Annotated in this window: 26 protein-coding genes; 7 read left to right on the top strand and 19 right to left on the bottom strand. The window is 30.6% G+C overall.

Annotated features, from left to right (window positions below):
• Positions 1–4: 4 nt before the first annotated feature.
• Positions 5–661, bottom strand: a complete 657-nt coding sequence (locus J1D01_RS03650) for a TetR/AcrR family transcriptional regulator (protein ID WP_421149868.1) — start codon at positions 659–661, stop codon at positions 5–7.
• Positions 662–946: 285 nt separating this feature from the next.
• On the opposite strand from J1D01_RS03650, the gene J1D01_RS03645 reads away from it, so the two are divergent.
• Complete coding sequence (locus J1D01_RS03645; RefSeq protein WP_372937857.1) at positions 947–1,795, top strand: DUF2911 domain-containing protein; 849 nt, start codon at positions 947–949, stop codon at positions 1,793–1,795.
• 183 nt (positions 1,796–1,978) lie between these two features.
• Here J1D01_RS03645 and J1D01_RS03640 read toward each other — a convergent pair whose 3' ends face one another.
• From J1D01_RS03640 to J1D01_RS03575, 14 genes are all read right to left on the bottom strand, one after another.
• The gene (locus J1D01_RS03640) at positions 1,979–2,179 is read right to left on the bottom strand and encodes a helix-turn-helix transcriptional regulator (RefSeq protein ID WP_372937856.1); all 201 of its coding nucleotides are present in this window, start codon (positions 2,177–2,179) and stop codon (positions 1,979–1,981) included.
• The gene (locus J1D01_RS03635; protein ID WP_372937855.1) at positions 2,169–2,642 is read right to left on the bottom strand and encodes a hypothetical protein; all 474 of its coding nucleotides are present in this window, start codon (positions 2,640–2,642) and stop codon (positions 2,169–2,171) included. The genes J1D01_RS03640 and J1D01_RS03635 overlap by 11 nt, the downstream gene beginning before the upstream one ends.
• Before the next feature lie 97 nt (positions 2,643–2,739).
• The gene (locus J1D01_RS03630; protein ID WP_421150196.1) at positions 2,740–3,723 is read right to left on the bottom strand and encodes a Gfo/Idh/MocA family protein; all 984 of its coding nucleotides are present in this window, start codon (positions 3,721–3,723) and stop codon (positions 2,740–2,742) included.
• Complete coding sequence (locus tag J1D01_RS03625; RefSeq protein WP_421149867.1) at positions 3,704–5,413, bottom strand: sodium:solute symporter; 1,710 nt, start codon at positions 5,411–5,413, stop codon at positions 3,704–3,706. Before J1D01_RS03625 ends, J1D01_RS03630 begins: the two co-directional genes overlap by 20 nt.
• Before the next feature lie 114 nt (positions 5,414–5,527).
• A complete protein-coding gene (locus tag J1D01_RS03620) occupies positions 5,528–8,053 on the bottom strand; it encodes a PIG-L family deacetylase (RefSeq protein ID WP_421149866.1) in 2,526 nt (841 codons plus the stop codon).
• 99 nt (positions 8,054–8,152) lie between these two features.
• On the bottom strand, positions 8,153–8,620 hold the full coding sequence (locus J1D01_RS03615; protein ID WP_421149865.1) for a hypothetical protein: 468 nt from the start codon (positions 8,618–8,620) through the stop codon (positions 8,153–8,155).
• Positions 8,621–8,763: 143 nt separating this feature from the next.
• Positions 8,764–9,831 carry a magnesium/cobalt transporter CorA gene (gene corA / locus J1D01_RS03610; protein WP_421149864.1) on the bottom strand — a complete coding sequence of 356 codons (1,068 nt, stop codon included), beginning with the start codon at positions 9,829–9,831 and terminating at the stop codon, positions 8,764–8,766.
• A 30-nt stretch (positions 9,832–9,861) separates the two neighbouring features.
• Positions 9,862–10,407 (bottom strand): mechanosensitive ion channel domain-containing protein, encoded by a 546-nt coding sequence (locus J1D01_RS03605; RefSeq protein WP_372938484.1) that lies wholly within the window; start codon positions 10,405–10,407, stop codon positions 9,862–9,864.
• A 54-nt stretch (positions 10,408–10,461) separates the two neighbouring features.
• Positions 10,462–11,406, bottom strand: coding sequence for a septum formation inhibitor Maf (locus tag J1D01_RS03600; RefSeq protein WP_421149863.1), 945 nt, complete (start codon positions 11,404–11,406; stop codon positions 10,462–10,464).
• 32 nt (positions 11,407–11,438) lie between these two features.
• Entirely contained in the window at positions 11,439–12,032 is a 594-nt protein-coding gene (locus J1D01_RS03595) for a Maf-like protein (protein WP_421149862.1), read from the bottom strand.
• Entirely contained in the window at positions 12,025–12,930 is a 906-nt protein-coding gene (locus J1D01_RS03590) for a geranylgeranylglycerol-phosphate geranylgeranyltransferase (protein WP_421149861.1), read from the bottom strand. Before J1D01_RS03590 ends, J1D01_RS03595 begins: the two co-directional genes overlap by 8 nt.
• Positions 12,931–12,956: 26 nt before the next feature.
• Positions 12,957–13,247: a hypothetical protein gene (locus tag J1D01_RS03585; RefSeq protein WP_421149860.1), complete on the bottom strand. Its 291-nt coding sequence runs from the start codon at positions 13,245–13,247 to the stop codon at positions 12,957–12,959.
• Positions 13,248–13,298: 51 nt separating this feature from the next.
• Positions 13,299–13,829: a KdsC family phosphatase gene (locus J1D01_RS03580; RefSeq protein WP_372938574.1), complete on the bottom strand. Its 531-nt coding sequence runs from the start codon at positions 13,827–13,829 to the stop codon at positions 13,299–13,301.
• Positions 13,819–14,577, bottom strand: coding sequence for a Rossmann-like and DUF2520 domain-containing protein (locus J1D01_RS03575; RefSeq protein ID WP_421149859.1), 759 nt, complete (start codon positions 14,575–14,577; stop codon positions 13,819–13,821). Before J1D01_RS03575 ends, J1D01_RS03580 begins: the two co-directional genes overlap by 11 nt.
• A gap of 59 nt (positions 14,578–14,636) precedes the next feature.
• Between J1D01_RS03575 and J1D01_RS03570 the strand changes: the two genes are divergently transcribed.
• The 6 genes from J1D01_RS03570 (at position 14,637) to J1D01_RS03545 (ending at position 21,089) form a co-directional block, all read left to right on the top strand.
• Positions 14,637–15,026 (top strand): group III truncated hemoglobin, encoded by a 390-nt coding sequence (locus J1D01_RS03570; RefSeq protein WP_372938577.1) that lies wholly within the window; start codon positions 14,637–14,639, stop codon positions 15,024–15,026.
• A gap of 137 nt (positions 15,027–15,163) precedes the next feature.
• On the top strand, positions 15,164–18,358 hold the full coding sequence (gene ccsA, locus J1D01_RS03565) for a cytochrome c biogenesis protein CcsA (RefSeq protein ID WP_421149858.1): 3,195 nt from the start codon (positions 15,164–15,166) through the stop codon (positions 18,356–18,358).
• Between the two features lie 297 nt (positions 18,359–18,655).
• Positions 18,656–19,222 (top strand): RNA polymerase sigma factor, encoded by a 567-nt coding sequence (locus J1D01_RS03560; RefSeq protein ID WP_372938095.1) that lies wholly within the window; start codon positions 18,656–18,658, stop codon positions 19,220–19,222.
• Positions 19,223–19,224: 2 nt separating this feature from the next.
• Positions 19,225–19,416: a hypothetical protein gene (locus J1D01_RS03555; RefSeq protein WP_372938094.1), complete on the top strand. Its 192-nt coding sequence runs from the start codon at positions 19,225–19,227 to the stop codon at positions 19,414–19,416.
• A gap of 22 nt (positions 19,417–19,438) precedes the next feature.
• Positions 19,439–20,266, top strand: a complete 828-nt coding sequence (locus tag J1D01_RS03550) for a mechanosensitive ion channel family protein (RefSeq protein WP_372938093.1) — start codon at positions 19,439–19,441, stop codon at positions 20,264–20,266.
• A gap of 124 nt (positions 20,267–20,390) precedes the next feature.
• Positions 20,391–21,089, top strand: coding sequence for a hypothetical protein (locus J1D01_RS03545; RefSeq protein WP_421149857.1), 699 nt, complete (start codon positions 20,391–20,393; stop codon positions 21,087–21,089).
• 61 nt (positions 21,090–21,150) lie between these two features.
• Here the strand turns inward: J1D01_RS03545 and J1D01_RS03540 are convergent, their stop codons facing one another.
• The 4 genes from J1D01_RS03540 to J1D01_RS03525 form a co-directional block, all read right to left on the bottom strand.
• The gene (locus tag J1D01_RS03540) at positions 21,151–21,633 is read right to left on the bottom strand and encodes a threonine/serine exporter family protein (RefSeq protein ID WP_421149856.1); all 483 of its coding nucleotides are present in this window, start codon (positions 21,631–21,633) and stop codon (positions 21,151–21,153) included.
• The gene (locus J1D01_RS03535; RefSeq protein ID WP_372938314.1) at positions 21,630–22,403 is read right to left on the bottom strand and encodes a threonine/serine ThrE exporter family protein; all 774 of its coding nucleotides are present in this window, start codon (positions 22,401–22,403) and stop codon (positions 21,630–21,632) included. The genes J1D01_RS03540 and J1D01_RS03535 overlap by 4 nt, the downstream gene beginning before the upstream one ends.
• An 88-nt stretch (positions 22,404–22,491) precedes the next feature.
• On the bottom strand, positions 22,492–23,844 hold the full coding sequence (locus J1D01_RS03530) for a DEAD/DEAH box helicase (protein ID WP_421149855.1): 1,353 nt from the start codon (positions 23,842–23,844) through the stop codon (positions 22,492–22,494).
• Positions 23,845–23,881: 37 nt separating this feature from the next.
• Positions 23,882–24,772, bottom strand: coding sequence for an aldose 1-epimerase family protein (locus J1D01_RS03525; RefSeq protein WP_421149854.1), 891 nt, complete (start codon positions 24,770–24,772; stop codon positions 23,882–23,884).
• Positions 24,773–24,787 lie beyond the last annotated feature (15 nt).

The following is a 24,787-nucleotide window of genomic DNA, read 5'->3' as shown; positions in this document are numbered from 1 at the left end:
TGGTTTAATTCATTTGAAATTGCTCCTTAAAAAGGAATTTACCCAAGTCTATAACACTTTTTATGGGAGCTGCATCTAAAACATCAAATGTTGTGTTTACAGATTTCTCTATAAATACATCGGTTTTTTCAAATGAAACAGAAGTATCTTCTAACCAAAATTTCATGGTCATTAAAAGTTGTATCCACGCCGATTCTTTTAAGGCGCTATCTTGGAGTTTTTCTAACTGTTCTTGTTTAACATCTAGTGTTTGTATGTCTAATTCACCCACATAGTTGGTGTAATGTTGTTTTAGACCACTTAGTGTTTTTAAACCCTTAAAAGAGTTTTTATGTTTATTTAAAATAAGTTTAATATAACTTCTGTTAGCGGTTAGATTTTCAAAAAAAGTGTAATAAAAGCTTAATAGTTTGTTTCTTGCATCAAAAGCATTATAATCTTCACTACTATTTAAAACCTTAATTGTATTTGTAAAGAACGTTTCAAAAATACCTTTCTCAATGGCTTCAAAAGAAGCAAAATACTTGTAGAATTCGGCTTCATTAAAGCCATTTAGTTTAGCAAAAGCATATACAGAAATAGGATTAGCATTATGCTCTAGAACATAGTTCATAAACTGCTTAGTAATATCTTGTTTTGAAATTGTTTTTTTATCAGACATGTAATAAATATTTACTCAAATATACTATTTGTTTAACAAATAACACAAAAAGTTAAACAAAATAATTTATATACTTATAAATAAATCTTATTATTAATGGTCTTAAAAGGCTCTTAAATGTTATTAATACTAGATTATTAAAGTATAATCGAGGAAAGCAAAAAATTAAGATGTATTAATTGTTAGGCTGTATAAAACAACTATTTTTAAGCTTTTATTAACATTAACCAATGCTATAATCCTTAATTTTAGACAAGAAAAACCTAATTATTAAAAACTAAAACAATGAAAAAATTACTATTACTTTTAATCACATTTGCTACCGTATATTCGGTTCAGGCTCAAGTAAAAGCACCACAACCCAGTCCTACAGCTAAATTAGAGCAAAAGGTAGGCTTAACAGATATTACTATTGAATATTCTAGACCAGGAGTAAAAGGAAGAAAAGTATTTGGCGGTTTAGTGCCTTACGGAGAGATTTGGCGCACTGGCGCAAATAAAAATACAATAATTACTTTTAACACTAATGCTACCATAGATGGGCAAACATTAAAAGCGGGCAGTTACGCTATTTTTACCAAACCAGGTGAAGAATCTTGGGAGGTTTATTTTTATAAAGACACCAATAACTGGGGCGCACCAAAAGAATGGGATGAAACTAAAGTTGCCTTAAAAACCACAGTAAAATCATACCCAGTTCCTTTTAATGTAGAAACCTTTGCTATAGATATTAATAACATTTCTAATAACGGCGGGCATTTAGAGTTTATTTGGGAGAAAACTTATGTAGCGGTACCATTTACTGTTCCTACAGATGAGGGTGTTTTGGCAAGTATAAATGAGGTAATGAGCGGACCAAGTGTTAACGATTATTATGCTGCAGCCACTTATTATCTAGAATCTAATAAAAACATAGAAAAAGCTATGGAATGGATTGATAAAGCTGTTGAAATGACCAAAGACCAACCTCGTTTTTGGATTTTAAGAAAACAAGCTTTAATACATGCCAAGGCAGGAGATAAAAAAGGAGCTATTACTGCAGCAAAATCATCTTTAAAGTTGGCAGAAAAAGAAGGTAACAAAGGTTATGTAAAAATGAATCAAGACTCTCTAAAAGAATGGGGAGCCCTATAGTTTTTAATAACTCTAAAAAATAAACATAGCGCAGCTTTTAAAGTTGCGCTTTTTTATTATAATAATTTGGGCGTTACCCTATCGGGTCGGGCTTTACGTTGCAAGTCCTCGTTCGTACCTCACTGTGGGCTTTTCACTGCAATCCCTAACGCGGGCGTGTTTGCTAAATGTATTTTATAAATATTAGTCAGTGTCATCTAAAAAGAAAATCTCTTCAACAGGCTTTTTAAAAAGCTTCGCTATTTTTAATGATAATACCGTAGAGGGTACATATTTATTCTTTTCCATGGCATTTATAGTTTGTCTACTAACACCAATTGCTTTTGCTAAATCTGCTTGAGTCATATCAAAAATAGCCCGTTGTACTTTTATACTATTCTTCATAACTTTTATTTTTTTGTTTTAAAAAATTAAAACGTATTATAAAGAATAATAAGGGAGTGAACATGTTAAAAACCATGACATGAAAAAAGCTCATCTCGTAAATAAATAAAATAGCTAATATTAATACAGCATAATTAAATATAATTGCCCAAATTAAGGAATCTTTTCTTAGTTTATAAATGAATTCATCTTCAACCTTTTCTCTAGATAAACCAATCATTAACCCACCAAATATAATAGCAAGCGCACTTAATTCAAATAAAAATCCTGTTTCAATAATTTTAAAGTACTCCCCATTTGTAGAACCTAAAACGGATTCATTAAATATAGATAATACTTTTATCTGTATGGGTTCCTTTTCATAATTAGGGTATATAAAAGTTAAACCAGTAATAATTCCAAAAATTAATAAAATCCACCCTGGAATTTTAAACTTGTTTGGTAATAAATAATTTGTTTTCATAACTGTTCGTTTTAAAATTGATGTTTCAAAAGTAAAACAAACTTTACATTTAGACAAATAAAAAAGACTTAAAGTAAAAAAAACAAGTCTCTAGTGATTAATAATGTAAATTAATGATGCTTCTAACATCATCAAGAAGCTTAATAAGGTTTTTGCTAAAATCAAAAGTCATTATATCACTTTCGGTTTTACCTTGTCTTAATAGCTCATTAAAATGAATGGCTTCGTAGTTGTAACCAATGGTGTTATAACCAAAGTCTTTAGTAACATCTGTTCCATTTGAAGTTATAGTTACAGTAGAAGGCGCATGAAACATAGAATTAATTTTAATGGTTCCCTTTTCGCAATAAAATGTAGCTTCAGTAGGGGTATCTTCAACTAAGGTACTTTTTAGTAAAGCAGTAGCTCCATTTTCATAATTGAAGGTTATATTACAAGACGAGTCGGCACCATTTTCAAAATAAGTAGCATCAGCTTTAATGTTTTTTGGTATTCCTAAGGTTGATAATGCAGCAAAAATAGGGTAGATGCCAATATCTAATAAACTACCGCCACCAAGGTTTTTATTAAAAAGTCGCGCATTATTATTAAAGGCTCTGTAAAAACCAAAATCGGCTTCAAGTTTTAATATTTTACCATAAGTTTCGGTTTTTACCAAATCTAAAACGTATTGGTAGTGTGGTAAAAAATAAGTCCAAAGTGCTTCCATTAAAAGCACGTTTTTTTCTTTAGCTTTAGCTATCATTTCACCAACTTCATTGCTGTTCATAGCAAAAGGTTTTTCACATAAAACCGCTATACCATGTTCTAAACAAAGTAGTGTGTTTTCTTTATGCAGTGCGTGTGGGGTGGCAATATAAACGGCGTCAATATTTTTATCTTTAGCCAATGCTTCATAACTAGCAAAGGCTTTTTTAGCATTGTATTCTAATGCAAATGCATCTGCTTTTTTTTGTGTTCTAGAGGCAACCGCGTATAAGGTTGTGTTTTCTACAGTAAGTAAATCTTTAGCAAATTTGTTGGCAATATTTCCGCAGCCAATAATGCCCCAGTTTATAACTTTATCTTTCAAGTTCTTTATTGTTTAAGTTAAACAATTGAAGTAAACAAGCTATGGCAATTACAATAATACAACCCACAAAGTTGAGCCATAAAAAAGGCAGATTTATTATTTCATATTCATTTAAAAAATAAAGCGCAATGATAATTACTTGTGTAATTAGGGCACTAATAAATACGGCATTGCCTTTTACAAATTTAAAAAAGAATGCCAATAAAAATATACCCAAAACATTACCGTAAAAAATAGAGCCGATAATGTTAACAAGCTGAATTAAATTTTCGGCAAGATTAGCAACACACGCAACCCCAATTGCTAAAATACCCCAGATAAATGTAAACCAACGCGATGCTTTTACTTTTTCTTTTTCTGTTTTTTCACCACTATTTCTAATGTATAAATCTATGGTTGTGGTAGAGCCTAATGCGTTTAACTCACTGGCAGTACTAGACATGGCTGCACTTAAAATAACCGCTAATAATAATCCTATGAGTCCGCGAGGAAGATTATTTAAAATGAAATGAATAAACACATAATCTTTATCGTTACTTTCAACTTTTATATTGTTTTCCTTAGCAGCTTTATCAATAAGTAATTTAGCTTCATTTCTAATTTCATCATTAGCCTCATTAGCAAAAGCTATATATTGAGCTGCTTTATCATTTGTGTTGTTAATGAAAGAATTTATAATTTTCTGTTTATCATTAAAAATACTTTTTTGTTCTTGCTGAAGTGCTTTAAAATCATTTGCATAATCAGAATTTAAAACCATTTCGGTAGCGGTGGGATTAAAGTTAACAGGTGCTTCATTAAATTGGTAAAAAACAAAAACCATAACGCCCACCAACAGAATAAAGAATTGCATGGGCACTTTTAATAAACCATTAAAAATGAGACCTAACTGCATTTCTTTTACAGATTTACCAGATAAGTAACGTTGCACTTGACTTTGGTCGGTTCCAAAATAAGAAAGCATTAAAAACGTACCACCAATAATACCGCTCCAAAAAGTGTATCTGTTATTTAAACTGAAAGAGAAATCTAAGATTTCCATTTTGCCACTTGCTCCAGCAATGCTTAGTGCTTTGGTAAAGGTAATATTTTCTGGAAGTTTACTAAAAATAATAAAAAATGCGGTTAACATACCAAAAAAGATAACCACCATTTGATGTTTTTGAGTAACGTTTACTGCTCGTGTTCCGCCAGAAACCGTATAGATTATTACTAAACACCCAATAACAATATTTAGAGTTAATAAATCCCACCCCAATACAACTGATAGAATTATAGCAGGAGCAAAAATAGTGATGCCTGCAGCTAAACCACGCTGAATTAAAAATAAAATAGCGGTTAGGGTTCTGGTTTTTAAATCGAATCTGCTTTCTAAAAACTCGTAGGCTGTATATACTTTAAGTCTGTGGTATAAGGGAATAAATACCATACAAATTACTACCATGGCTATTGGCAACCCAAAGTAAAACTGTACAAAGCCCATACCATCATTAAAAGCTTGCCCTGGTGTTGATAGAAAGGTAATGGCACTGGCTTGAGTTGCCATAACCGATAAACCAATAGTCCACCATTTTGATTTATTGCCGCCCCTTAAATAATCTTTTACATTTTTACTACCTCTTGTTTGCCAAGTTCCATAGCTTACTATGGCTAATAGTGTGATGCATAAAACAATCCAATCTATCCAATTTAGTTGCATATTAAAAGGCTTTCATAATTAGGTAAAATAAAATGAAATAGATAGCATTAGCTATTAAAACAATAGAGTAGAGTTTAAGCCAAGGTTGTTTTGGTTGGTTTTCTTTTGCCATAACTAATCGTTTAATTTAGCTTCAAGTTTAAGGTCTTTTTTACCTAAAGAAAGCATGTTAGCAAAGAGGCGGTAAGCACCCGATACACCTGCAGGAAACTCTCTAAAAAAGCTTAAACCAGTATAAATATAATATCCTTTTCCATGTTTAGCTATTAATAAGCTGCCGTTTTTAGGACTTTCATTTTTATCATGCATAGATAGAATAGGGGTGAATTCTTTTCCCCAATCACTAGGGAAATATAAACCGCGTTCTTGTGTCCACCCATCAAAATCTTGTTGTGTTATTTTATTAGGGAAATTTAGCACCTCATGTTTAGGATTTAAAAAGGTAACGTTGGCATTTTCATCGGTTACTCTATCTCGTGATAATTTTAATTTATATGGCGCTAATTGTTTTGTTTTTAACCTGTGCGATGTATTGTATTGCACAATCATATTACCACCTTTAGCAACAAAATCAAATAGTGTTTGTTGTTTAAAATCTAATGCATTTAAAGTATTGTAAGCTCTAATACCAACTACAACAGCATCAAAATTACTTAATAATTCGGCTGTTATTTCTTCGGTTTTAATAATGCGAACGTTATAACCAATTTGCTCTAAACTTTCAGGAACCACGTCTCCTGCACCTTGAATATAAGCAATGTTTTCACCTCGTTTTTTAATATCTAAGCGTACCACTTTGCTTTCACTTGGTAGTAAAACAGTTTGATGTGGAATGTGCTCATAACTTATGTCTATTAATTCTTTGGTGTAACTTTTATCTCCAACATGAACAATAGGACTTATAAAACCTTCGCTTTCATTTTTAGGAGGAATTACTGTAAACACTAAGGTTTGTTCTTCGCCTTTATGTTTTATTGAAACTTTTTGGTTTTTAGGGTAAACGCTCCAGTCATTAGGATGACAAATCTCTACATGGCCTTCTAAATTATCTCTTTCTGCTTTTACAATTACTGAAATATCTTGTTGCTTATTATTGTTGAAAATGATAACTTTTTCAGAAATTTTAGCTGATGCTTCGGGGATGATTTCAAACGGACGGTATAACTCTCCTTTGTCTGGTTTTGAATAACGGTAAATAACGTCTTTTTCAAAATTAATAGTATACCCATCAAAATCTAATACAAAATTAGCTTGAAGTGCTCTTTTGGTTTCTGGATTTCCAATAATGGTTTTATCATTAACTTTATACATACCCAAAGTACCTTTTTCATTTAACCAATACGGATTGGTGGTTGCGATATTTTTAGGAATAATGCTATTAAAAGTATATGTAAATTTTTTATTATTTTGAAGTGAAATATCTGTGTTTTCTTGTTGATTTAAAGGTGAAATATTGATGCTTTTAAGTGTAATATTAGAGGTGCTTCTGTTTAAGGCTTCAATTTCTATTTTAACGCTGTTATTAGTAGCAATTGCAGGTGTTGATGCCGATGCTTCTAGATACAAACCAGCACACATTTCAATAATATGCTTAAGTTCTTGGGTTTTTATAGTTTTCCAGTGCTGGTCATCAATGTTTTGAAGTAACTTATATGCCTTTATTAACTGTGGTAAATGAGTTGAAGGGTTTGTGAAATTGAAATTATTTTCAACTTCATATAAAATATTTCCAATAGCGTTACCACCTTTTATACGACTCCAAGAGGTATCAATTCCCGAAAAAATATCATCTCCTTCGGGTTTTTCACCTTTTATAAATTCAATATATTCCTTTTGAGACCCTCTTTGCGATAATCTACCAAACCCTTGACATAGGTGTTGACTTCTGGCAATATCAGCAATTTCATTATTAGACAAACCTTTAAGCGGATAATACACTCCAATATCAAAGCTTGTCATATTGCTTTTGTCTACTTCATCAAATTTTTCTTGACTGCCATAGCGCCACCAACTAGTGTTATAAAATAAGCGTTTTGGTTGCCATGTACTTGTGTATTCTAATAGTTCAGGAAATGCGGTTTTATTAGCAGCTAAATCAAAAGCTTCAAAACTTAACATAGCAGAAGCTGTATGATGCCCATGGGTTGTGCCTAGTGTTCTGTGGTCAAAACGATTGATAATAACATCTGGTTTAAACTTTCTTATAGCTAAAACTACATCGCTTAATACTTGTTCTTTATCCCAAATAGAGAGTGTTTCTTCGGGGCGTTTAGAGTAGCCAAAATCATTGGCTCTAGAGAAAATTTGTTCGCCACCGTCAACACGTCTAGCAGCAAGTAGTTCTTGGGTTCTAATAACGCCTAAAAGCTCTCTAATTTCAGGACCAATAAGGTTTTGTCCTCCATCACCTCTTGTGAGTGATAAATAAGCAGTTCTTGCTTTTATGTGGTTAGACATGTAGGCAATTAAACGCGTATTTTCATCGTCTGGGTGTGCTGCAACATACAAAACAGAACCCAAAAAGTTTAATTTTTGAATAGATTCGTAAATTTTTGATGATGCTGGTGTTGCGGGTTTTTGCGCTAACACGTTAATTTGAGAAGTTATTACAAAGCCTAAAAGGAGCAAATATTTTCGCATAGTTTTTATTTAGCTAAGTCTCAAATATAAACAAAGAAACCAGCCATAAGACTGGTTTTAATCTTTATTTAACAGTATTTAACAACTAGGAGGTATTAGCTAAACTTTATTTAAAGTTTTCTCTTTTTTTGATGTTTTTGGTATGAGGGTTTTTGGTTCGTCATAAAAAAATAGTTGTTGTATTGAATCCATGCGTTTCATCATATTTTCAATATGCTTATTGTGGTTTTTAAACCCATTATAGAAAAAGTTTTCTGGATAAAAACCTCCTGTAATTGAATCTTTTCCAAAGAAATCTTCAAAAAAAGAATCATCAAAAATAGAATGACTATTAAAATGTTTTTGAAATCTTAGTTTGAGGCTATCGCTTAATTTCCCATTTGAAGAATAGCTGTAAGAGTAAATAGAATCATAACGTGTTAGATTGCCAAATTCATCATATTCTTTATTTACAGTAATGTTTTCATCTGGCTTAATTTTAGTGTCTTCTGCTTGTTTTTGTTTGTCTTGTCCTGAACAATTAAAAAATAACAGACAAAACAATGGTATAAGCTGCAATGTTTTCATCTTGATTTATTTTTAAATTATACATGCTTTAACAAGGTTTTTAATTCAAAAAATATACCAAATGAAACCTAATATTTATTACGTTTTTTAAATGCCAAAGTGACATAGGTAAAAGAATAGTAAAGTAAATTATTGTTGCTAAACTAAAGCCATTTTTTTCTTTTGAAATAGAATAATAGTACTAAAAAAACAATAACCATTAAGCCCCAAATAGCAAAGTAACCGTATTTAAATTCTAACTCTGGCATGTATTTAAAATTCATACCATAAATTCCTGCAATGAATGTTAAAGGAATAAAAATAGAAGCCATTATGGTTAGTACTTTCATTACTTCATTCATTTTATTGCTTATGCTTGTTAAGTACATACCCATTAATCCTCCAATAATTTCTCTGTGCAGTTCAATGTTTTCTGTTACTTGAATTAGGTGGTCGTAAATATCTTTAAAATAGGTTATTGTTTTCTCTTGAATTAGATTAGATTCGTTTTTTTCAATTTTGTTAATAATTTCACGTAACGGAAATACGGCACGCCTTACTCTTAGAATTTCTCTTTTTAAGTCTTGAATACGAATACTTAAATCATCTCTAGTTTTATTGGCAAAAACATCGGTTTCTAAGTCTTCAATTTTATCTCCTAAAATTTCTATAATATTAAAATAATGATCTACTATGGCATCAATTAATGTGTAAAGAAGGTAGTCTGAAGACATGCCTCTAACTCTTCCTTTTGCGTTTCTTATGCGGTCTCTAATGGGATCAAAAACATCTCCTTCTGCTTCTTGAAAAGAAAACACATAATTTTCACCTAAGATTAAACTTACTTGTTCTGATACTAAATGATTTGAATCATTGTAATAGAGCATTTTTATAACAAAGAATAGGTATGTTTCATGATCATCTAACTTTGGGCGCTGAGAAATGTTTACAATATCTTCTAAGGCTAGGTGATGAATGTCAAAATGTTTGCCTAAGGTTTCAATGGCATTAACGTGGTTTAAACCGTTTAGATTAATCCAAGTAATGGTTTCTGTATGTTTATATTCAAAACAATCTTCAATGTTTGTTAGTTGTTTTTCTGTATAGTTGTCTTTAGTAAAATCAAACGCTTCTAAAAATAATTTTTCTTTAGATCGTTCACCTGTATAAACTACACTACCAGGAGCTTGACCTAACTTTTTTTTAGAGCGGTATAATCTTTTTCTAGCCATTTAGTTAATATACATAAATATTTAATTTTATTATATTGAGTCTACTCCATCATCAGAAGAAATATCATCAATAGCATCTTTTTGAACTAGTGTAACCGCTTTTTGAAGCATTAAGTTATTTGGGTAGGTAACCAAGTCTCCATTTTCTAATCTTAAATGTAATTGAAAAGATCTAATATCTTCTATAATAGCTTTAATAGGAAAGTCTTTATCATGAATTTCTATTTTATCTCCAACTTTGTAAGGAAAATTAAAAAACATAATAATGCCTGATGTTACGTTGCTTAAAATAGACCAAATAGCAAATAAAGCAATACCTAAAATGGCAAAAACTGAAGAAAAAATAACTGCTAAGTCTTTAAATTCTGCTCCAAAAACAAAGGCTTCTATAAGAATGGCAAGTAGGAGTAGAGATACTGTAACATATCTTTTCATTAACCTAACTCTGGCAATATTAATATTATTTTTTCTAGCTACTTTGGTTATTGTAAAATAAGAAATTAGCCTTATAATAAATAGTGAGGCAATTATAATTCCAGATATAATAAGCTCATTTTTATAAGTTTCAAAAAACATATTTGTTGTTTTTAAAATAGTATAGCAAAGATACAATGATGATAATTATAATTTTTAATTTAGTTGAAGAGTATCTCTAAGGTTTTTGTGAATTTTCATTTTTTTATTCCAATAGTCTGATTTTATGGTTTTTAATAAGGTTGCTTTGGTGGTTAAATTTTTAGCTTTAGACCCAAAACCACTTTTAAAGGTTTCTTCCCAGCCTAAAATTTTATGAGGAAAATCTGGAGTAAAATGAATTACTAAGGTTCTGTTTAAATTTGGGTATTGAATGGTGTAAGTATTATTGGTTAATTTGGCATTGGCTTTATAAGCTTTAATATCAATGTGTTTAAGTCTAAAATATTCAAATGAAGGAATTATTTCTAGGATACCAGTTGGTAAAGATTTTGGGTTTATGCGCACTTGTGTCCATAGTTCATTTTCTAAAATAGATTTCTTTACAGTTATATTTTGGTCTTCTTCTCCTTCAAAATAAGAATGTAAGGTAATATCAAAATTATTTTTGTTATTAAGTTGCATATAACTGTGACCACACCATTCTTGCATAGATACAGAAACCTTTAAGGCATGTTGGTTATTTAAAACAGGATAAAAGGTACTTTGCATGATTGAATAGGGATAAATACCTGTGTTGAAAGATTTTGTAGTGTTTAATTTTAAAACAGAAGTATTGTTTGGGTTTTGCGAATCTGCCTTTACTTGTGCTTTAGGTAAAAAATCTTCGGTAACGTAAATAAGTATAGCATTACCTTGCCGGATTTCACCATACCTAGCTTGCTCTAATTTGTAGGATGAAATTTCAGCCTCACCTGCATACCAGTAACCTTTAAATGCTTTTGAAAGCGATTGTTGTGCCGCATTGTTTTTAGGTTTTGTAAGATTTTTATGATTTTTAACTGTTTCTTTTTTTTGGGGTGTATGTTTGCAAGAGGTAATAGTAATTATAAAACCCAATATAATGATAAGAAGAGCGTAGTGGTTTAGAGCCTTTTTCATGTCAAAAAAATTTTAACTCTAAATTTACGAACTTATAAGGCGTCTACAATATCATTTAACGTTTTGTAAACAAGATGCACGGGTAATCCCATTACATTAAAATAAGAGCCTTCAATTTTTGTAACACCAATTTCACCAATCCATTCTTGTATGCCATAGGCTCCAGCTTTATCAAATGGTTTAAAGGTGTTTATGTAATACCAAATTTCATCATCGGTTAGTTCTTTAAAAGTTACTTTGGTAATGTTGTGTAATGTTTTATTGTAGTTTTTATTTGTAAAACAAACCGATGTAATGACTTCGTGGGTATGGTAGCTTAATGACTTTAAAATTGAAAAAGCTTCGTCTTTGTTTCGTGGTTTTCCTAAAGCACTATTATTATGCCAAACAATGGTGTCACTGGTTATTAAAATATCGTTGTCTTTTAGTTCATCTTTAAAAGGAAGTGATTTAAGTTGAGCAAGGTAATCGCTTATTTCAAAATGGGTTAACCTGTTAGGGTATTCTTCCTTTATAGGTTTTAATCTAATTTCAAAATCTACCCCCAAACCTTTAAAAAATGTTTGTCTTCTGGGGGAACCCGAAGCTAAAATTATATGATAATTTTTTAGTTTTTCTTTAAGCATACATGTATAAAAGTAGCGAAAGTATTCCTAATAGCATCACAAATTTAAGCATGTTACTTATATGATGAAACTGCTTTTTAGTTTTTGCATTAAATGCTTTAATTGTAATATAAATAAGAGGCGCTATAACAGCTATTAAAAAATAAATTACTGCTATTTGATTCTGGTAAATTTTATAAACCACATAATATATAACTGTAATAACTGCCATTAATGATAATGCAAATAGCATGTTAGAGGCACGTTCTCTACCAATGGCAATGGGTAATGTGTTCATACCCGATTTATAGTCGCCATCAATGTCTTCAATATCTTTAGCTATTTCTCTTATTAAATTTATAATGAAAGCAAAAAATGCGTAGTATAAAATAACTTTAAAGTAAACCAGTTGCAATAGCTGATTTTGTGGTGTAATATTTGGCAATAGTTCAAAAACGCCAACAATTAAAATACTTAAGCCAACTAAAATAGAGATAACAATATTGCCAATTAGTGGTGTTTGTTTAAAGTAACTAGCATACAAATAAAGTAAAACAGATATGATAATAAATATTGAAAAGAAAGCGCTTTTGCCAACTAAATAAGATAAATAATACCCTAAACCAACCCCAATGATATTTAAAGCAATAAATAGGTTAAATGCTTTTTTTTCTGAAATAGATTTACCTACAATTACTTTATTGGGTTTATTAACTAAATCGGTTTCAACATCATAAATATCATTAATAATATTGCCTGCAGCAGCAATACAAACAGTAGCTAGGATTAAAATAGTAATACCTAATTCATTTAAAGATGTGTTAATACCAAACGATGCTAAAAATGCATATTTTATTAGTAATTGCGCAAAGGCAATTATAAGTAGATTTTTCCAACGAATGAGGTTTAGAAAATACATTAATTAGGTAGACATAATTTTATTAATTAAATAAATGATAAGCGCCAAAATAGAAGCAAAAAAAAACAAAAAACAATAATAGTTTTGCGTGTTTTAATCTTTTCATCCCTTCTTATTTTATTTTTTATAAGGTCTTTTTCTTGCTTGGTTAGTTTTTTGTGAGTGAAATTTAACTTAAAATGATAATGCGTTTCATTATCTAATTTTTCTTTTAAAGAAGAAAAAGCTTGTGTTGATTTTTGATTAAATAGGCTTTGGTTGTTGCCAAAACCAATATAACCAAAACCTGTATTATGCCTTCTTTTATTTCTTGCCAAATTTCGTTTTAAATACTTGTTGTGAATTTACAAATAATTTGTTTTTAATAACTAATCATATTTAGCATTAAAATTCCCGTTCCATTTATCATGTACTTTAAGCACTTGTTCTATTACATCTCTAACCGCTCCTTTACCACCATTTTTATGAGAAATGTATTTAGAGATATTTTTAATTTCTTGTACAGCATCTTGCGGGCAACACGGTAAACCTACAAGTTTCATAACAGGATAATCTGGTATATCATCGCCCATATACAATACATTTTCTAATTGAACACCTTTGTTGCTTAAGTATTCATTAAGTTGGTCTATTTTGTTGTGTGCCCCAAGAAATATGTCTTTTATTCCTAAACCAGATAACCGTTTTCTAACACCTTCATTAGAGCCACCTGAAATGATACATACATTAAAGCCAGCATCTACCGCTGTTTTTAAAGCATAACCATCTTTAATATTCATGGTTCTAAGCATATCTCCGTTGGTCATAATGGTAACGCTTCCGTCGGTTAAAACTCCATCTACATCAAAAATAAAGGTGTTAATTTGTTTTAGGTATTCTTTATAGTTTTTATCTTCCATGTGTTTTTTGTATCGATTTGGTTAACAAATTATATATAAGCTTGTGTTCTTCGTTTTTTAAAAGCTTTATGTGTTTGTTGATGGTTTTTTTGTCGTTTCGTTTAGCAGGACCAGTTTGCGCCATATACGGCGATAAATCTTGAACTTTTTTAGCAGTTTCTAAAATTAAAGGCTTTAATAAATCAAATTCTGCACCTTCACTTTCTGTAATTTCATGTCCAATACGGTATAATTGGTTGGTAAAGTTGTTTACAAAAACAGCAGCTAAATGTAGCACTTTTCGTTGATCGCTATTTACTTTTTTAACAGTATTACTAATGGTAAGCGCTAGTGCTTTTAAAATGTGGTAGTCTGCCTTATCTATAGTTTCAATGCAAATAGGAATGTTAGTAAAATCTAAATTAGCATTTTTACTAAACGTTTGTAGTGGATAAAATACACCTCGTTTGTTTTTTTTGTCTAAATCATGAATGTTTACACTACCAGAGGTATGAACAACTAATTTGTTTTCAAACGGAAGTAATTTAGAAAGATTAGCAATAGCATCATCACTAACAGCAATAATATAAATGTTTGCATCTTTAAGTTGGTTTAAATCATTGGTGATTTCAACCTCATTTTTAAAACTACTTATAGCTTTAAGGCTTCTGTTATACCATTGGTTTACAACAACATTTTCTGTGTTTTTAAAAGCTTTATATAAATGGGTAGCCACATTACCGGCACCAAGAATAGTTACTGAAATCATATCGCTAAAATAAGTAAGTATTATGGTAAATAAAAGTGTATTAATGTATCTTTGTTTCTATGCAAAAATCAGATATTAAAACGAGAGAAGATGTGTTTTTAGTAGTGTCGTCATTCTATAAAAAAGTAAGAAAAGACGCTGTTTTAGGACCGTTCTTTAATGATGTTATTAAAGATTGGGATGCGCATCTTGAAAACTTAACAGATTTTTGGCAATCTAGTTTATTTTTAAAAACCAGATACTACGGAAATCCATTAGAAACACATGTAAAGGTAGATAAAGCCAATAACAATACTATAACAGAAAAACACTTTGGCATTTGGTTAAACTTATGGTTTCAAACCATTGAAGAGTTATTTGAAGGCGATTATGCCGAAAACGCAAAACGGCGCGCCAGAAAAATGGGTACGTTTCTTTATTTAAAAATATTTGAGGCTAGACAAAGTTAGTAAGCTGTAATTAGCAGCGGTTTCTAGTTTTTTAGTTTTTACATTCTTAACGTTATACTTCAAGCTTTATATAAACTTTAACACTTTAAAATAAACTTAAATACGTAAATTTGCCCGACCTTAAAAAAGGCCTTATTATGCAAAAAAAACTCGCCAACATTCTTTTTTCAACGCGTCTTACTGGTATTTTATTTATTGTTTTTGCAGCTGCAATGATTACAGGAACATTTTTAGACGCAGGACAAGAAACATCTCCAACACCATATACTAGGAACCTAATTTATAACGCTTGGTGGTTTGAAGCTATTATGGGGTTGTTTGTAGTAAATTTTGCAGGTAATATTTTTAGATACAGATTGTACAAAAAAGAAAAGTGGGCTACTTTAATTTTACACGTAGCATTCATTTTTATATTTATAGGAGCCTTTATTACTAGGTATGTTAGTTTTGAAGGTATGATGTCTATTGCTGAAGGTGCTACCGAAAACGTATTTCTATCTCAAAAAACATATGTAACAGCTTACATTGATGGTGATTATGAAATTAATGGTGTGCAGCAGCGTTTACCTTTAGAATATGAGGTAGATTTTTCAAAACGATTAGATAACCATTTCAAAGTAGAAACCAATTATAATAAACAACCCGTTACAATTGAATTAGAAAAGTTTATTGTTGGAGCAGAAGAAGATATTATACCAGACGAAAACGGTGAAGAATATTTAAAAATTGTAGAGTCTGGAGGCGGTGGTCCTCATAATCACTTTTTAAAAGTTGGAGAACAAGCTAGCATACATAATGTAATTTTTACTTTAAATAATCCAGCTAAAGGAGCTGTAAATATTCATTATCAAGGAGATTCATTATCTATAGATTCGCCTTTTGATGGTACTTATATGGTTATGGCTTCTCAAGAACAGGGAACGTTGATTAAAGATAGTATTCAGCCCTTAAAATTACGTTCGCTTTATAGAATTGGTAATATGCAAATGGTGTTTCCAAAGCCCGTTGTAAAAGGTGTTTTTGATATTGTTCAAAAATCTCAAGTACTAAAAAATGATGAAGATGGTGTGGTATTTAAAGTTACCACTAATGGAGAAACTAAACGTGTTGGTGTTCTTGGTGGTAAAGGTATGAACAGACCTTTTAAACAGGTTTCAGTTGGTGGATTAGATTTTGCTTTTCAGTATGGAGCTAAAGTTTTAGAGTTACCTTTTAGTATAAAGTTAAATGATTTTGTAGCCGATAAATTTCCGGGTTCTGATATTAATTCGGCTTACTCAAGTCAAGTTACCGTAATAGACGAGGAAGAAGGTAGCTTTGATTATAAAATTTATATGAATAATATCTTAAACCATCGTGGATATCGCTTTTTTCAATCTAGTTTTTTCCCAGATGAAAGTGGCACCATTTTATCAGTAAATCATGATTATTGGGGTACCTTAATTACCTACATAGGATACTTTATGCTGTATTTTGGTTTATTGGCTATTTTATTTTTAAAAGGAACAAGGTTTTCAGATTTAAGAAACCAGTTAAATAAGGTAAAAGAAAAGAAATCAAAATTAATTACTGTACTGTTTTTAAGTATTGGGTTAACAGGGTTTTCTCAGCAACATTCAGAAAATGATGGGCATAATCATTCCGTAACTCAGTTTAAGCCAACTAAAGCGCAAATAGACTCTATTCTTGCGGCTAATATTACCCCTAAAGAACATGCCGAAAAGTTTGCTCATTTGGTAATTCAAGATTTAGATGGAAGAATGAAACCTGTAAGCACTTACGCTTCAGAAATGCTACGTAAGCTAAGTAAGCACGATACTTATGAAGAGTTTGATGCACATCAAGTTTTCTTGTCAATGCAAGAAAGTCCAAGACTTTGGTATAATGTTCCTGTAATTTATTTAGCCAAGAGAAAAGCAGATACCATTAGGCATATTATAGGAACCAATGTTGATGATGAGTACGTAACTTTAGCTGATTTCTTTTCAGAAAGAGGAACCTACAAACTTCAACCGTATTTAGATGATGCCTTTAGCACCACACAACCTAACGGATATCAAAAAGAAATACAAGAAGCTCATAAGCGTGTAAACTTATTGTATAATACTATAGAAGGTGCTTCTTTAAAACTATTCCCCATACCAGATGATGCAAACAATACTTGGATATCGTCTTACGATTATAAATTTGGACAATATAAAATCAAAGATTCTCTTTATGGAAACTTTATAAAAAATGGAGTTCAAGCTTATTTATTCACGCTTAATAATGCAAAAAAAGCAGGTGATTTTACTGAGGCCGAAAAACTACTAGAAGCCTTTAAAAAAACACAGCATAAGTATGGTAGTGAAGTGATGTTGAGTGATGATAAAATCAAAACAGAAGTGCTGTATAATAAATATGATATTTTTAAGAAACTATTTAGCTTGTACATGTATGCTAGTAGTATCATGTTTATTCTGCTAATAATCCAGATTTTTAGAGATAGAAATAAAACAATAGATATTCTAATTTCTGTTTTAAAATGGATTATTGTAGCCTTGTTTTTAATGCATTTAGGAGGATTAATAGCACGTTGGTATGTATCTGGTCATGCTCCTTGGAGTGATGCTTATGAATCTATGATTTATGTGGCTTGGGCAACCATGTTATTTGGTTTAATTTTTGGTAGAAAGAGTGATTTAACTATTGCATCTACAGCTTTTGTAACATCTATGTTATTAATGGTAGCTCATTTTCAATGGATGGATCCTTCTATAGGGAACCTGCAACCAGTTTTAAATAGTTATTGGCTCATGATACATGTAGCGGTAATTGTTGCTAGCTACGGTCCGTTTACCTTAGGAATGGTTTTAGGTGTTGTATCACTGTTATTAATGGCAGTTACCACTAAAAATAACAAAACTAAAATGGATTTAAACATTAAAGAACTTACCATAATTAATGAAATGTCTTTAACTGTAGGTTTAGTAATGTTAACTATAGGTAACTTTTTAGGAGGTATGTGGGCTAACGAAAGTTGGGGACGCTATTGGGGCTGGGATCCTAAAGAAACATGGGCACTAATAAGCATCATGATTTATGCTTTTGTAATTCATATGCGTTTAATACCTGGACTTCGCGGACGTTGGTTTTTTAACCTTTGCTCGGTAATAGCTATTTCATTTATAATCTTCACTTATTTTGGTGTTAATTTCTACTTAGCAGGGTTACACTCGTATCAATCTGGACAACAGTTAGATAGTTTAGGAGTTATTGCTATAGCAGTTATTTTTGTAGCTATTTTAGGTTTCTTTAGTTATAGGGGGTATGTTAAGTATTATAAAAAGTAAATATTTTTTAATTCCCTTAACACTAAATAAATCATAGGTTTATAAAGAAAATTCGTATATTTTAAATAAGATTTTATAACTTTATAAAATATATTATTTGTAATTAAATAAGAAAAGATTGTTTTCCCTAACTATTCTTTTTGCTAAAGATTGTTAGTGCTTTAAATACTAGCAATACTAAAGAATCTAACATCAATCTGTTTTATTTACGGTTTATTTATTTTTTTGTCATTTTTTGTGACTTAAAAAAAAAGTGTGTGTCTTAACAAATAACAACAACATAGCTAAAAGCTAAATTTGGAAACCCTAAAAAATATAAATAAGCAACCTGATGAAGATTTGGTAAAAGCCATAGTGAAAACTAATGACACTATGCTCTTTGAGATACTTTATGATAGGTACTCAATGCTAGTTTATAATAAATGTTTAGGATTTGCAAAAGATGAAGATGAAGCCAAAGATTTAGCTCAAGATGTTTTTTTAAAACTGTTTGTTAAATTAGCAAGTTTTAAAGGAAAATCTAAATTTTCAACATGGTTATATGCCTTTACATATAATCATTGTGTAAATTATGTAACTAGAAATACTGCAAAAAAGTTTGAAAAAAAAGCAGTAGATTATAAAGATATTGAAAACCTTTCGGAAGATAATGATGACAGTAGCTTCCTTAGTATGAAGGTTGATAAATTAAAAGTAGCATTAGAAAAAATTTCACCAGATGAAAAAATGATTCTTTTGTTAAAATATCAAGACTTACTATCTATAAAAGATATAGTTGATGTTTTAGATATTGGAGAAAGTGCGGTAAAAATGAGAATTAAGCGCGCAAAGGATAAATTAATAACAGTATATAATAACCTATAACAATGGATAATCCATTTGAGTACGTAAATAAGCCGCTTAAAGAGGTCCCTCAGGAACTCAAGGCTAAGGTTATGAATGATATTGCCATGGCAAAATTGCTTATGGAGCTGGCTGCTTTATTTTCGTATAATATAGGAGATATTATAGAGTCTGTTATTAACCAAAGAGAAAATAAACCAAATAATAAAAAGTAATCCCTAACTAATATAATAACAAATGGACAGAGTTTCAGAATACAAAAATATAGCTATGGAGTCTCTACGTGCTATGTGGCTAGAAATAACTAAAATATTTCCTAGTATAATAGGAGCTTTAATAGTTTTAATAATAGGATGGTTAATTACTAAGCTTATAGTTAAACTAATTAAAAAAGCATTAAAACTAGCAAAGGCAGATAAGTTAGATGATAAATTAAACGAAATTGAAATAGTAGAAGGAAAAAAACTAAACTTCGATACCGTTAAAATTATATCTGGTTTTGTTAAATGGGTAATGTATATTATGCTTATCATCATGGTTTCAGATATTTTAAGTCTTACCATGATATCACAACAAATTAGTAATCTACTAGGGTACTTGCCACAACTATTTTCGGCTTTAGTAATTTTTACAATTGGCTTGTTTTTAGCCAATGTTATTAAAAAAGGGCTACGGTCATTTTTTGAGTCTATGGATTTATCTGGTGCTAAAATAATAAGCCAGATAGTGTTTTTTATCATCTTAATTTTTACATCAATTACTGCCTTAAATCAAGCAGGAGTTGATACAGCAATAATTACAAGTAATATAACATTAATATTAGGAGCCTTTTTATTAGCTTTTGCTTTGGCTTTTGGGTTTGGAGCTCAAAAAGTGGTAGGAGAGTTGTTAAAAACATTTTATGCCAGAAAAACCTATGAAATTGGACAGGTTATAGAATTTAACAATATAAAAGGAGAAGTAGAGGCAATTGATAATATGTGTATTACGTTAAAAACAGAAAAAGGAAAATTAATTATACCAATAAAAGATGTTGTTGAGAGTCAAGTAAAAATACAGGATTAACTTTAAGTTAGGGTTAAAATTTGGTTGGTTACGTTCTGTAATTTGAAAGACTCATATGTTCCCTTTCCATTAATTTGGAAGGGGATTTTTTTTATTATAACTTAGGTTAAAATTCATAAGTGTTATGAGAGCATCATTCCTTTTTATTGTATCTTTTATTTTTAGTTTAAAACTATTAGCACAAGCAACAATACCAAACAATTATAAGTTGGTATATGCGCAAGATTTTGAGTTGCCACAGGCCATAAACGATTTTGAAATGACAGACGTCTCGGTTTGGAAAATCACAAAAGAAAATAACGGTCATGTTTTAGAACTTACTAACCAAAGTAAATATGAACCTATTGTAAGGTCTCCATTTAACATTGCTATGATTAAAAATGTTATTGTTGGCGATTTTATTTTAGAAGTAAAGTTAAACCAAAACGGACGTGAATATAATCATAGAGATTTATGTATAATGTTTGGTATTAATAATGCATCAAACTATTATTATACCCATATTGCTACAAAGCCAGATGCCCATGCACACAGTATATTTATTGTAAATGATGAACCTAGAATAAGTATAGCAACTAAAAGAAGTAATGGTGTTAATTGGGGAGAAGCAGACTCTTGGCATACTGCTAGAGTGGTAAGAAAAGTTAAAGAGGGCACTATTGAAATTTATTTTGATGATATGATGCAACCCATTATAGAAGCCAAAGACACGCATTTTGTATCTGGTAAAATAGGAGTAGGGTCTTTTGATGATACTGGTAAATTTGATGATATTAAAATTTGGGCTCCTAAAGTTTTAAAAGAAAAGAAAGGTGTTTTTTAAATTAAATAATAAAAATATTTTTACTTTCTCATTGTCATAAAATAACAATTACTTAGTTGTTTTATAATTGCTTTACACTGCTTTTGTTTAGTAATAATAACGGTAAAGAAACACCAATAGTTATAGCAATAAGTATGTAAATCATGTTAAATCCATTTGTAAAAATAGCATCTAATAATTCCAATCTTTTGCTTGTATCTGTTTTTATAAAAACAAACTTCATAATAGACAAAATAGTTTCGTAGGCGTAATATCCCGGAATCATAGGTATTACGGTTGGTATAGAAAATACTACAGGGGGGTGGTGGATTTTATGTGCTATAGGAAAACTTATTAGACCAACAAAAAAAGCGGCAATAAAAGTTGCTATTACTATGTGAAAATTACAGCTTAACAAAGTAAATTTTATGAAGCCAACCAAAAACCCCAGAATAAATACCGTTAAAATTGTTCTTTTTGAAATATTAAATAAAATTCCAAAACCCACAGCCGCTATTCCAGACCAAAATGAAACTTCTAGAAAATTTATCAATAATTGTGTCATAATAGTTTTATTGAAAAGATATACATAGCCAAAAATAGTCCTGTAGCAATTGCCAATACAATCATGGTTCCAACAGCAAACCGTACAACTCCGTTCAAAATATTATTATCTATCATATCTGTAAACGAGTTTATTAAGGGAACTCCAGGAACAAGAAAAAGTATTGAAGTGGCCAGAGCTGTATGTGGGGAGGCACCAATTTTTAAAACTACACCCAAACAAGCCACTAATGAGGCTGTAAAGGCTGCCAAAAACGTTCTTACATACATGTTGTACTTTAACCTATGTGCTTGTTGAGATACAAACATCCCCAAAAAAGCACTTACAAATGCAACTAGCATATTCAAATAATCTCCATTAAAAATATTGCAAAACCCAGAAACAGCAAGACTTACGGCAATTAGTACCGTGATTTTAGGATATTTTTTTAATTTTTTTATGCGTTCAATTTCAGAAACAATTTGTTCTAAAGACCAGTTTTCTTGTTTGGCGTTCCAACTAGCTTTACTTATATCAGAGATAATTTTGAAATTTAAAGAATGTGGTGGTAAGTTGTAAACTTTTGTTTCGCTCCAGTTAGTTTCTCTATCGGTTAAGGTCATTATGATGGTTTTTTGGTTTATCCAAGTATGTACATCAAAATTTAATACAGAAGAGAACCTGTCAATACTTAAATTTATTCTTTTGGTGTTGGCACCTGAAATCATTAAAAGAGCAGAAATTTCTAGTAGTAAATCAGAGGCTTGCTCAAATTTTTTTGAGTTAGGCATATGATAAAGGTTTAATAAGGTTGCAAATTTAGGTATCTCAATATATTTGCAAACTGACAAGAATCATTTTACTTTGTTAAAAAATTAGCTATTTCCGTTTTCTTCGCTTGCCAAAATTCTTATCACCCCTAGTTTTAGGTTTTTTATATTTTTTAACTATTTCTCTTCGGTATTTTCCTCCTTGGTTTTCCTTTTTGTTTTTATCTTTTTTTTCATGGAAAGCAGGTCCTGGAGCGTCTTCATCACGTCTTTTGGTGGGGTTGTTACGTTCTCTAATTTGTGGGCGTTCCTCTTGAATAAGCTCGTTAGAAATTTCAACCATTTCAGGTAAGTCTAGCACTGGAATTTTCATATTCATCAGAGCTTCAATATTTATAATAGCTTCCTGTTCTTTTTCTGTTGAAAACACTAGAGCTTCTCCTTGGCGCTCTGCACGTCCTGTTCTACCAATTCGGTGCATATAGTTTTCAGGATATTCTGGCGTATCAAAATTTATTACATGAGAAACATTATCAATATCTAATCCACGAGCCATAACGTCGGTTGCAATAAGAATGCGGTGTTCTCCTTCGCTAAAAGCTTCAATACTACGTAATCTGTAGTTTTGTGTTTTGTTTGAATGTATTACGCAAACCTCGTCTTTAAATAAATCATTTAATTTATCAAATAACCTGTCGGCCATTCTTTTGTAAGCTACAAATATTAAAACCTTATTGTAAGTTTGGGTATCATGTAATAAATGTTCTAATAAATTAATTTTAGTATAAAAATTAGGAACATTGTATCTTGTTTGATATATGTTTTCTAAGGGTGTTCCCGAAACAGCAATGGAGACTCGAATGGGGTTTCTGAAAAAATCATTAATTAACAAGTCTACATCTTGTGTCATGGTTGCAGAAAACATGATATTTTGACGGCGTTCTGGGAGTAAATCAAAAATGTTGATAAGCTGATGTCGAAAGCCTAAATCTAGCATAACATCTACTTCATCTATCACTAACTTCTGAATAGATTTTAGTTGTAAAACTCTGCTTAATGCCAAATCATAAAGTCTACCAGGAGTTGCTACTAAAATATCTAAACCTTCAGCAATTGCTTGCTTTTGAGTATTAATGTTGGTGCCTCCGTAAACTCCTAAAACTCTATTGTTAATGTATTTAGAGAGTTTTTTAATTTCTTCAACCACTTGTACCACCAATTCTCTAGTAGGAACTAATACTAAAATTCTTGGGTTTTCTTGCCTTGAAAACTTTAAATTTCTTAAAATAGGCAACATATAGGCATAGGTTTTACCAGTTCCAGTTTGAGCTATTCCAACCACATCTCTACCAGAGGCAACTATACTAAAAGCTTTCTCTTGTATGGGGGTTGGGGTTGTAAAGCCTAAATCATCTAAGGCATTGTATAGTGGTGTGTTTAAATTTAAATTTTGAAAGCTCACGAGGTTTTATTTAGTCTGTAAAGTTACGCTTATTATTTTAGAGCAAATGGGTGTTGTTTATTTCAATAAAGTAACTAGCATTAAAGGTTTTGTTAGCTTCAAGTTTTATGATGCCTTCTTTGGTCTTGAAATTCTGATTTGTGTTTTCGTTATCCGCTATACCCAACCATGGTTCAATACAAACATAATTGCCATTAGGTTTTGCCCAAATACCTAAGTAATTAAAATCTGGATAGCTAACGGTTAAAATATCACCATTTAAAAGGCTTTTTAAAGTTACTTTTCTAGATTTTAAATCTTTAAAAACTAAGGCGTCTTTGTTAAATAAACTATGCTCTAAGGCTAAAGAATTACTGTTGTTAAAAATAGGGTTGGTTTTGCAAGAAATAAGTCCGTTTTGCATGTTAATAAGGTGGGTGTTAGAGTTTTCAATATGCTCAAACTCTAAAGTGTAATCTTCATACGTTTCGTTTTCAAACACAGGACATTTAAATGCGGGGTGCCCACCAACAGAAAAATACATAGCCTTATCATCTGTGTTTTTTACCGTATGTGAAATTTCTAATGTGTTATCAATGAGTTTAAATGTAATATAAAACTCAAATTTAAAGGGATATATTTTTAATAAATCGTCATTATAACTTAGTTTAAAAGTTAAGCTGTTTTTTGTTTCTTTAAACAACTCAATATCTTCATTATGTCTTACAAAACCGTGCTTAGGTAAGGTATAAATTTTGTTTTCAAACATATAGCTGTTTTCTTTTAAAGCACCTATTATTGGAAACAAATTAGGAGCAATACCGCTCCAAATATTGGGGTTGCCATCCCACATAAATTCAGTGTTATTTTTAACTGAAGTTATTTTACATAGTTCTGCACCTGTTTTTTTAATGGCTACTTTTAGTTTGTTGTTTTCTATTGAATACATCCTTTATATGATATT

It is taken from the genome of Seonamhaeicola sp. NFXS20, assembly GCF_049132085.1.
Lineage (GTDB): Bacteria > Bacteroidota > Bacteroidia > Flavobacteriales > Flavobacteriaceae > Seonamhaeicola.
Note: the sequence above shows the minus strand (reverse complement) of the source record. Positions and strands in the feature narration are given on the sequence as shown.

Coding starts and splice junctions, on each gene's coding strand:
- J1D01_RS03555 (WP_372938094.1), top strand. CDS start 19,225: ATGGATAATCCATTTGAGTACGTAAATAAGCCGCTTAAAGAGGTCCCT.
- J1D01_RS03590 (WP_421149861.1), bottom strand. CDS start 12,930: ATGTATTTTCTAAACCTCATTCGTTGGAAAAATCTACTTATAATTGCC.
- J1D01_RS03575 (WP_421149859.1), bottom strand. CDS start 14,577: ATGATTTCAGTAACTATTCTTGGTGCCGGTAATGTGGCTACCCATTTA.
- J1D01_RS03640 (WP_372937856.1), bottom strand. CDS start 2,179: ATGAAGAATAGTATAAAAGTACAACGGGCTATTTTTGATATGACTCAA.
- J1D01_RS03540 (WP_421149856.1), bottom strand. CDS start 21,633: ATGACACAATTATTGATAAATTTTCTAGAAGTTTCATTTTGGTCTGGA.
- corA (WP_421149864.1), bottom strand. CDS start 9,831: ATGGCTAGAAAAAGATTATACCGCTCTAAAAAAAAGTTAGGTCAAGCT.
- J1D01_RS03620 (WP_421149866.1), bottom strand. CDS start 8,053: ATGCGAAAATATTTGCTCCTTTTAGGCTTTGTAATAACTTCTCAAATT.
- ccsA (WP_421149858.1), top strand. CDS start 15,164: ATGCAAAAAAAACTCGCCAACATTCTTTTTTCAACGCGTCTTACTGGT.
- J1D01_RS03635 (WP_372937855.1), bottom strand. CDS start 2,642: ATGAAAACAAATTATTTATTACCAAACAAGTTTAAAATTCCAGGGTGG.
- J1D01_RS03650 (WP_421149868.1), bottom strand. CDS start 661: ATGTCTGATAAAAAAACAATTTCAAAACAAGATATTACTAAGCAGTTT.
- J1D01_RS03615 (WP_421149865.1), bottom strand. CDS start 8,620: ATGAAAACATTGCAGCTTATACCATTGTTTTGTCTGTTATTTTTTAAT.
- J1D01_RS03570 (WP_372938577.1), top strand. CDS start 14,637: ATGCAAAAATCAGATATTAAAACGAGAGAAGATGTGTTTTTAGTAGTG.
- J1D01_RS03535 (WP_372938314.1), bottom strand. CDS start 22,403: ATGCCTAACTCAAAAAAATTTGAGCAAGCCTCTGATTTACTACTAGAA.
- J1D01_RS03645 (WP_372937857.1), top strand. CDS start 947: ATGAAAAAATTACTATTACTTTTAATCACATTTGCTACCGTATATTCG.
- J1D01_RS03580 (WP_372938574.1), bottom strand. CDS start 13,829: ATGGAAGATAAAAACTATAAAGAATACCTAAAACAAATTAACACCTTT.
- J1D01_RS03525 (WP_421149854.1), bottom strand. CDS start 24,772: ATGTATTCAATAGAAAACAACAAACTAAAAGTAGCCATTAAAAAAACA.
- J1D01_RS03545 (WP_421149857.1), top strand. CDS start 20,391: ATGAGAGCATCATTCCTTTTTATTGTATCTTTTATTTTTAGTTTAAAA.
- J1D01_RS03600 (WP_421149863.1), bottom strand. CDS start 11,406: ATGAAAAAGGCTCTAAACCACTACGCTCTTCTTATCATTATATTGGGT.
- J1D01_RS03605 (WP_372938484.1), bottom strand. CDS start 10,407: ATGTTTTTTGAAACTTATAAAAATGAGCTTATTATATCTGGAATTATA.
- J1D01_RS03550 (WP_372938093.1), top strand. CDS start 19,439: ATGGACAGAGTTTCAGAATACAAAAATATAGCTATGGAGTCTCTACGT.
- J1D01_RS03595 (WP_421149862.1), bottom strand. CDS start 12,032: ATGCTTAAAGAAAAACTAAAAAATTATCATATAATTTTAGCTTCGGGT.
- J1D01_RS03625 (WP_421149867.1), bottom strand. CDS start 5,413: ATGCAACTAAATTGGATAGATTGGATTGTTTTATGCATCACACTATTA.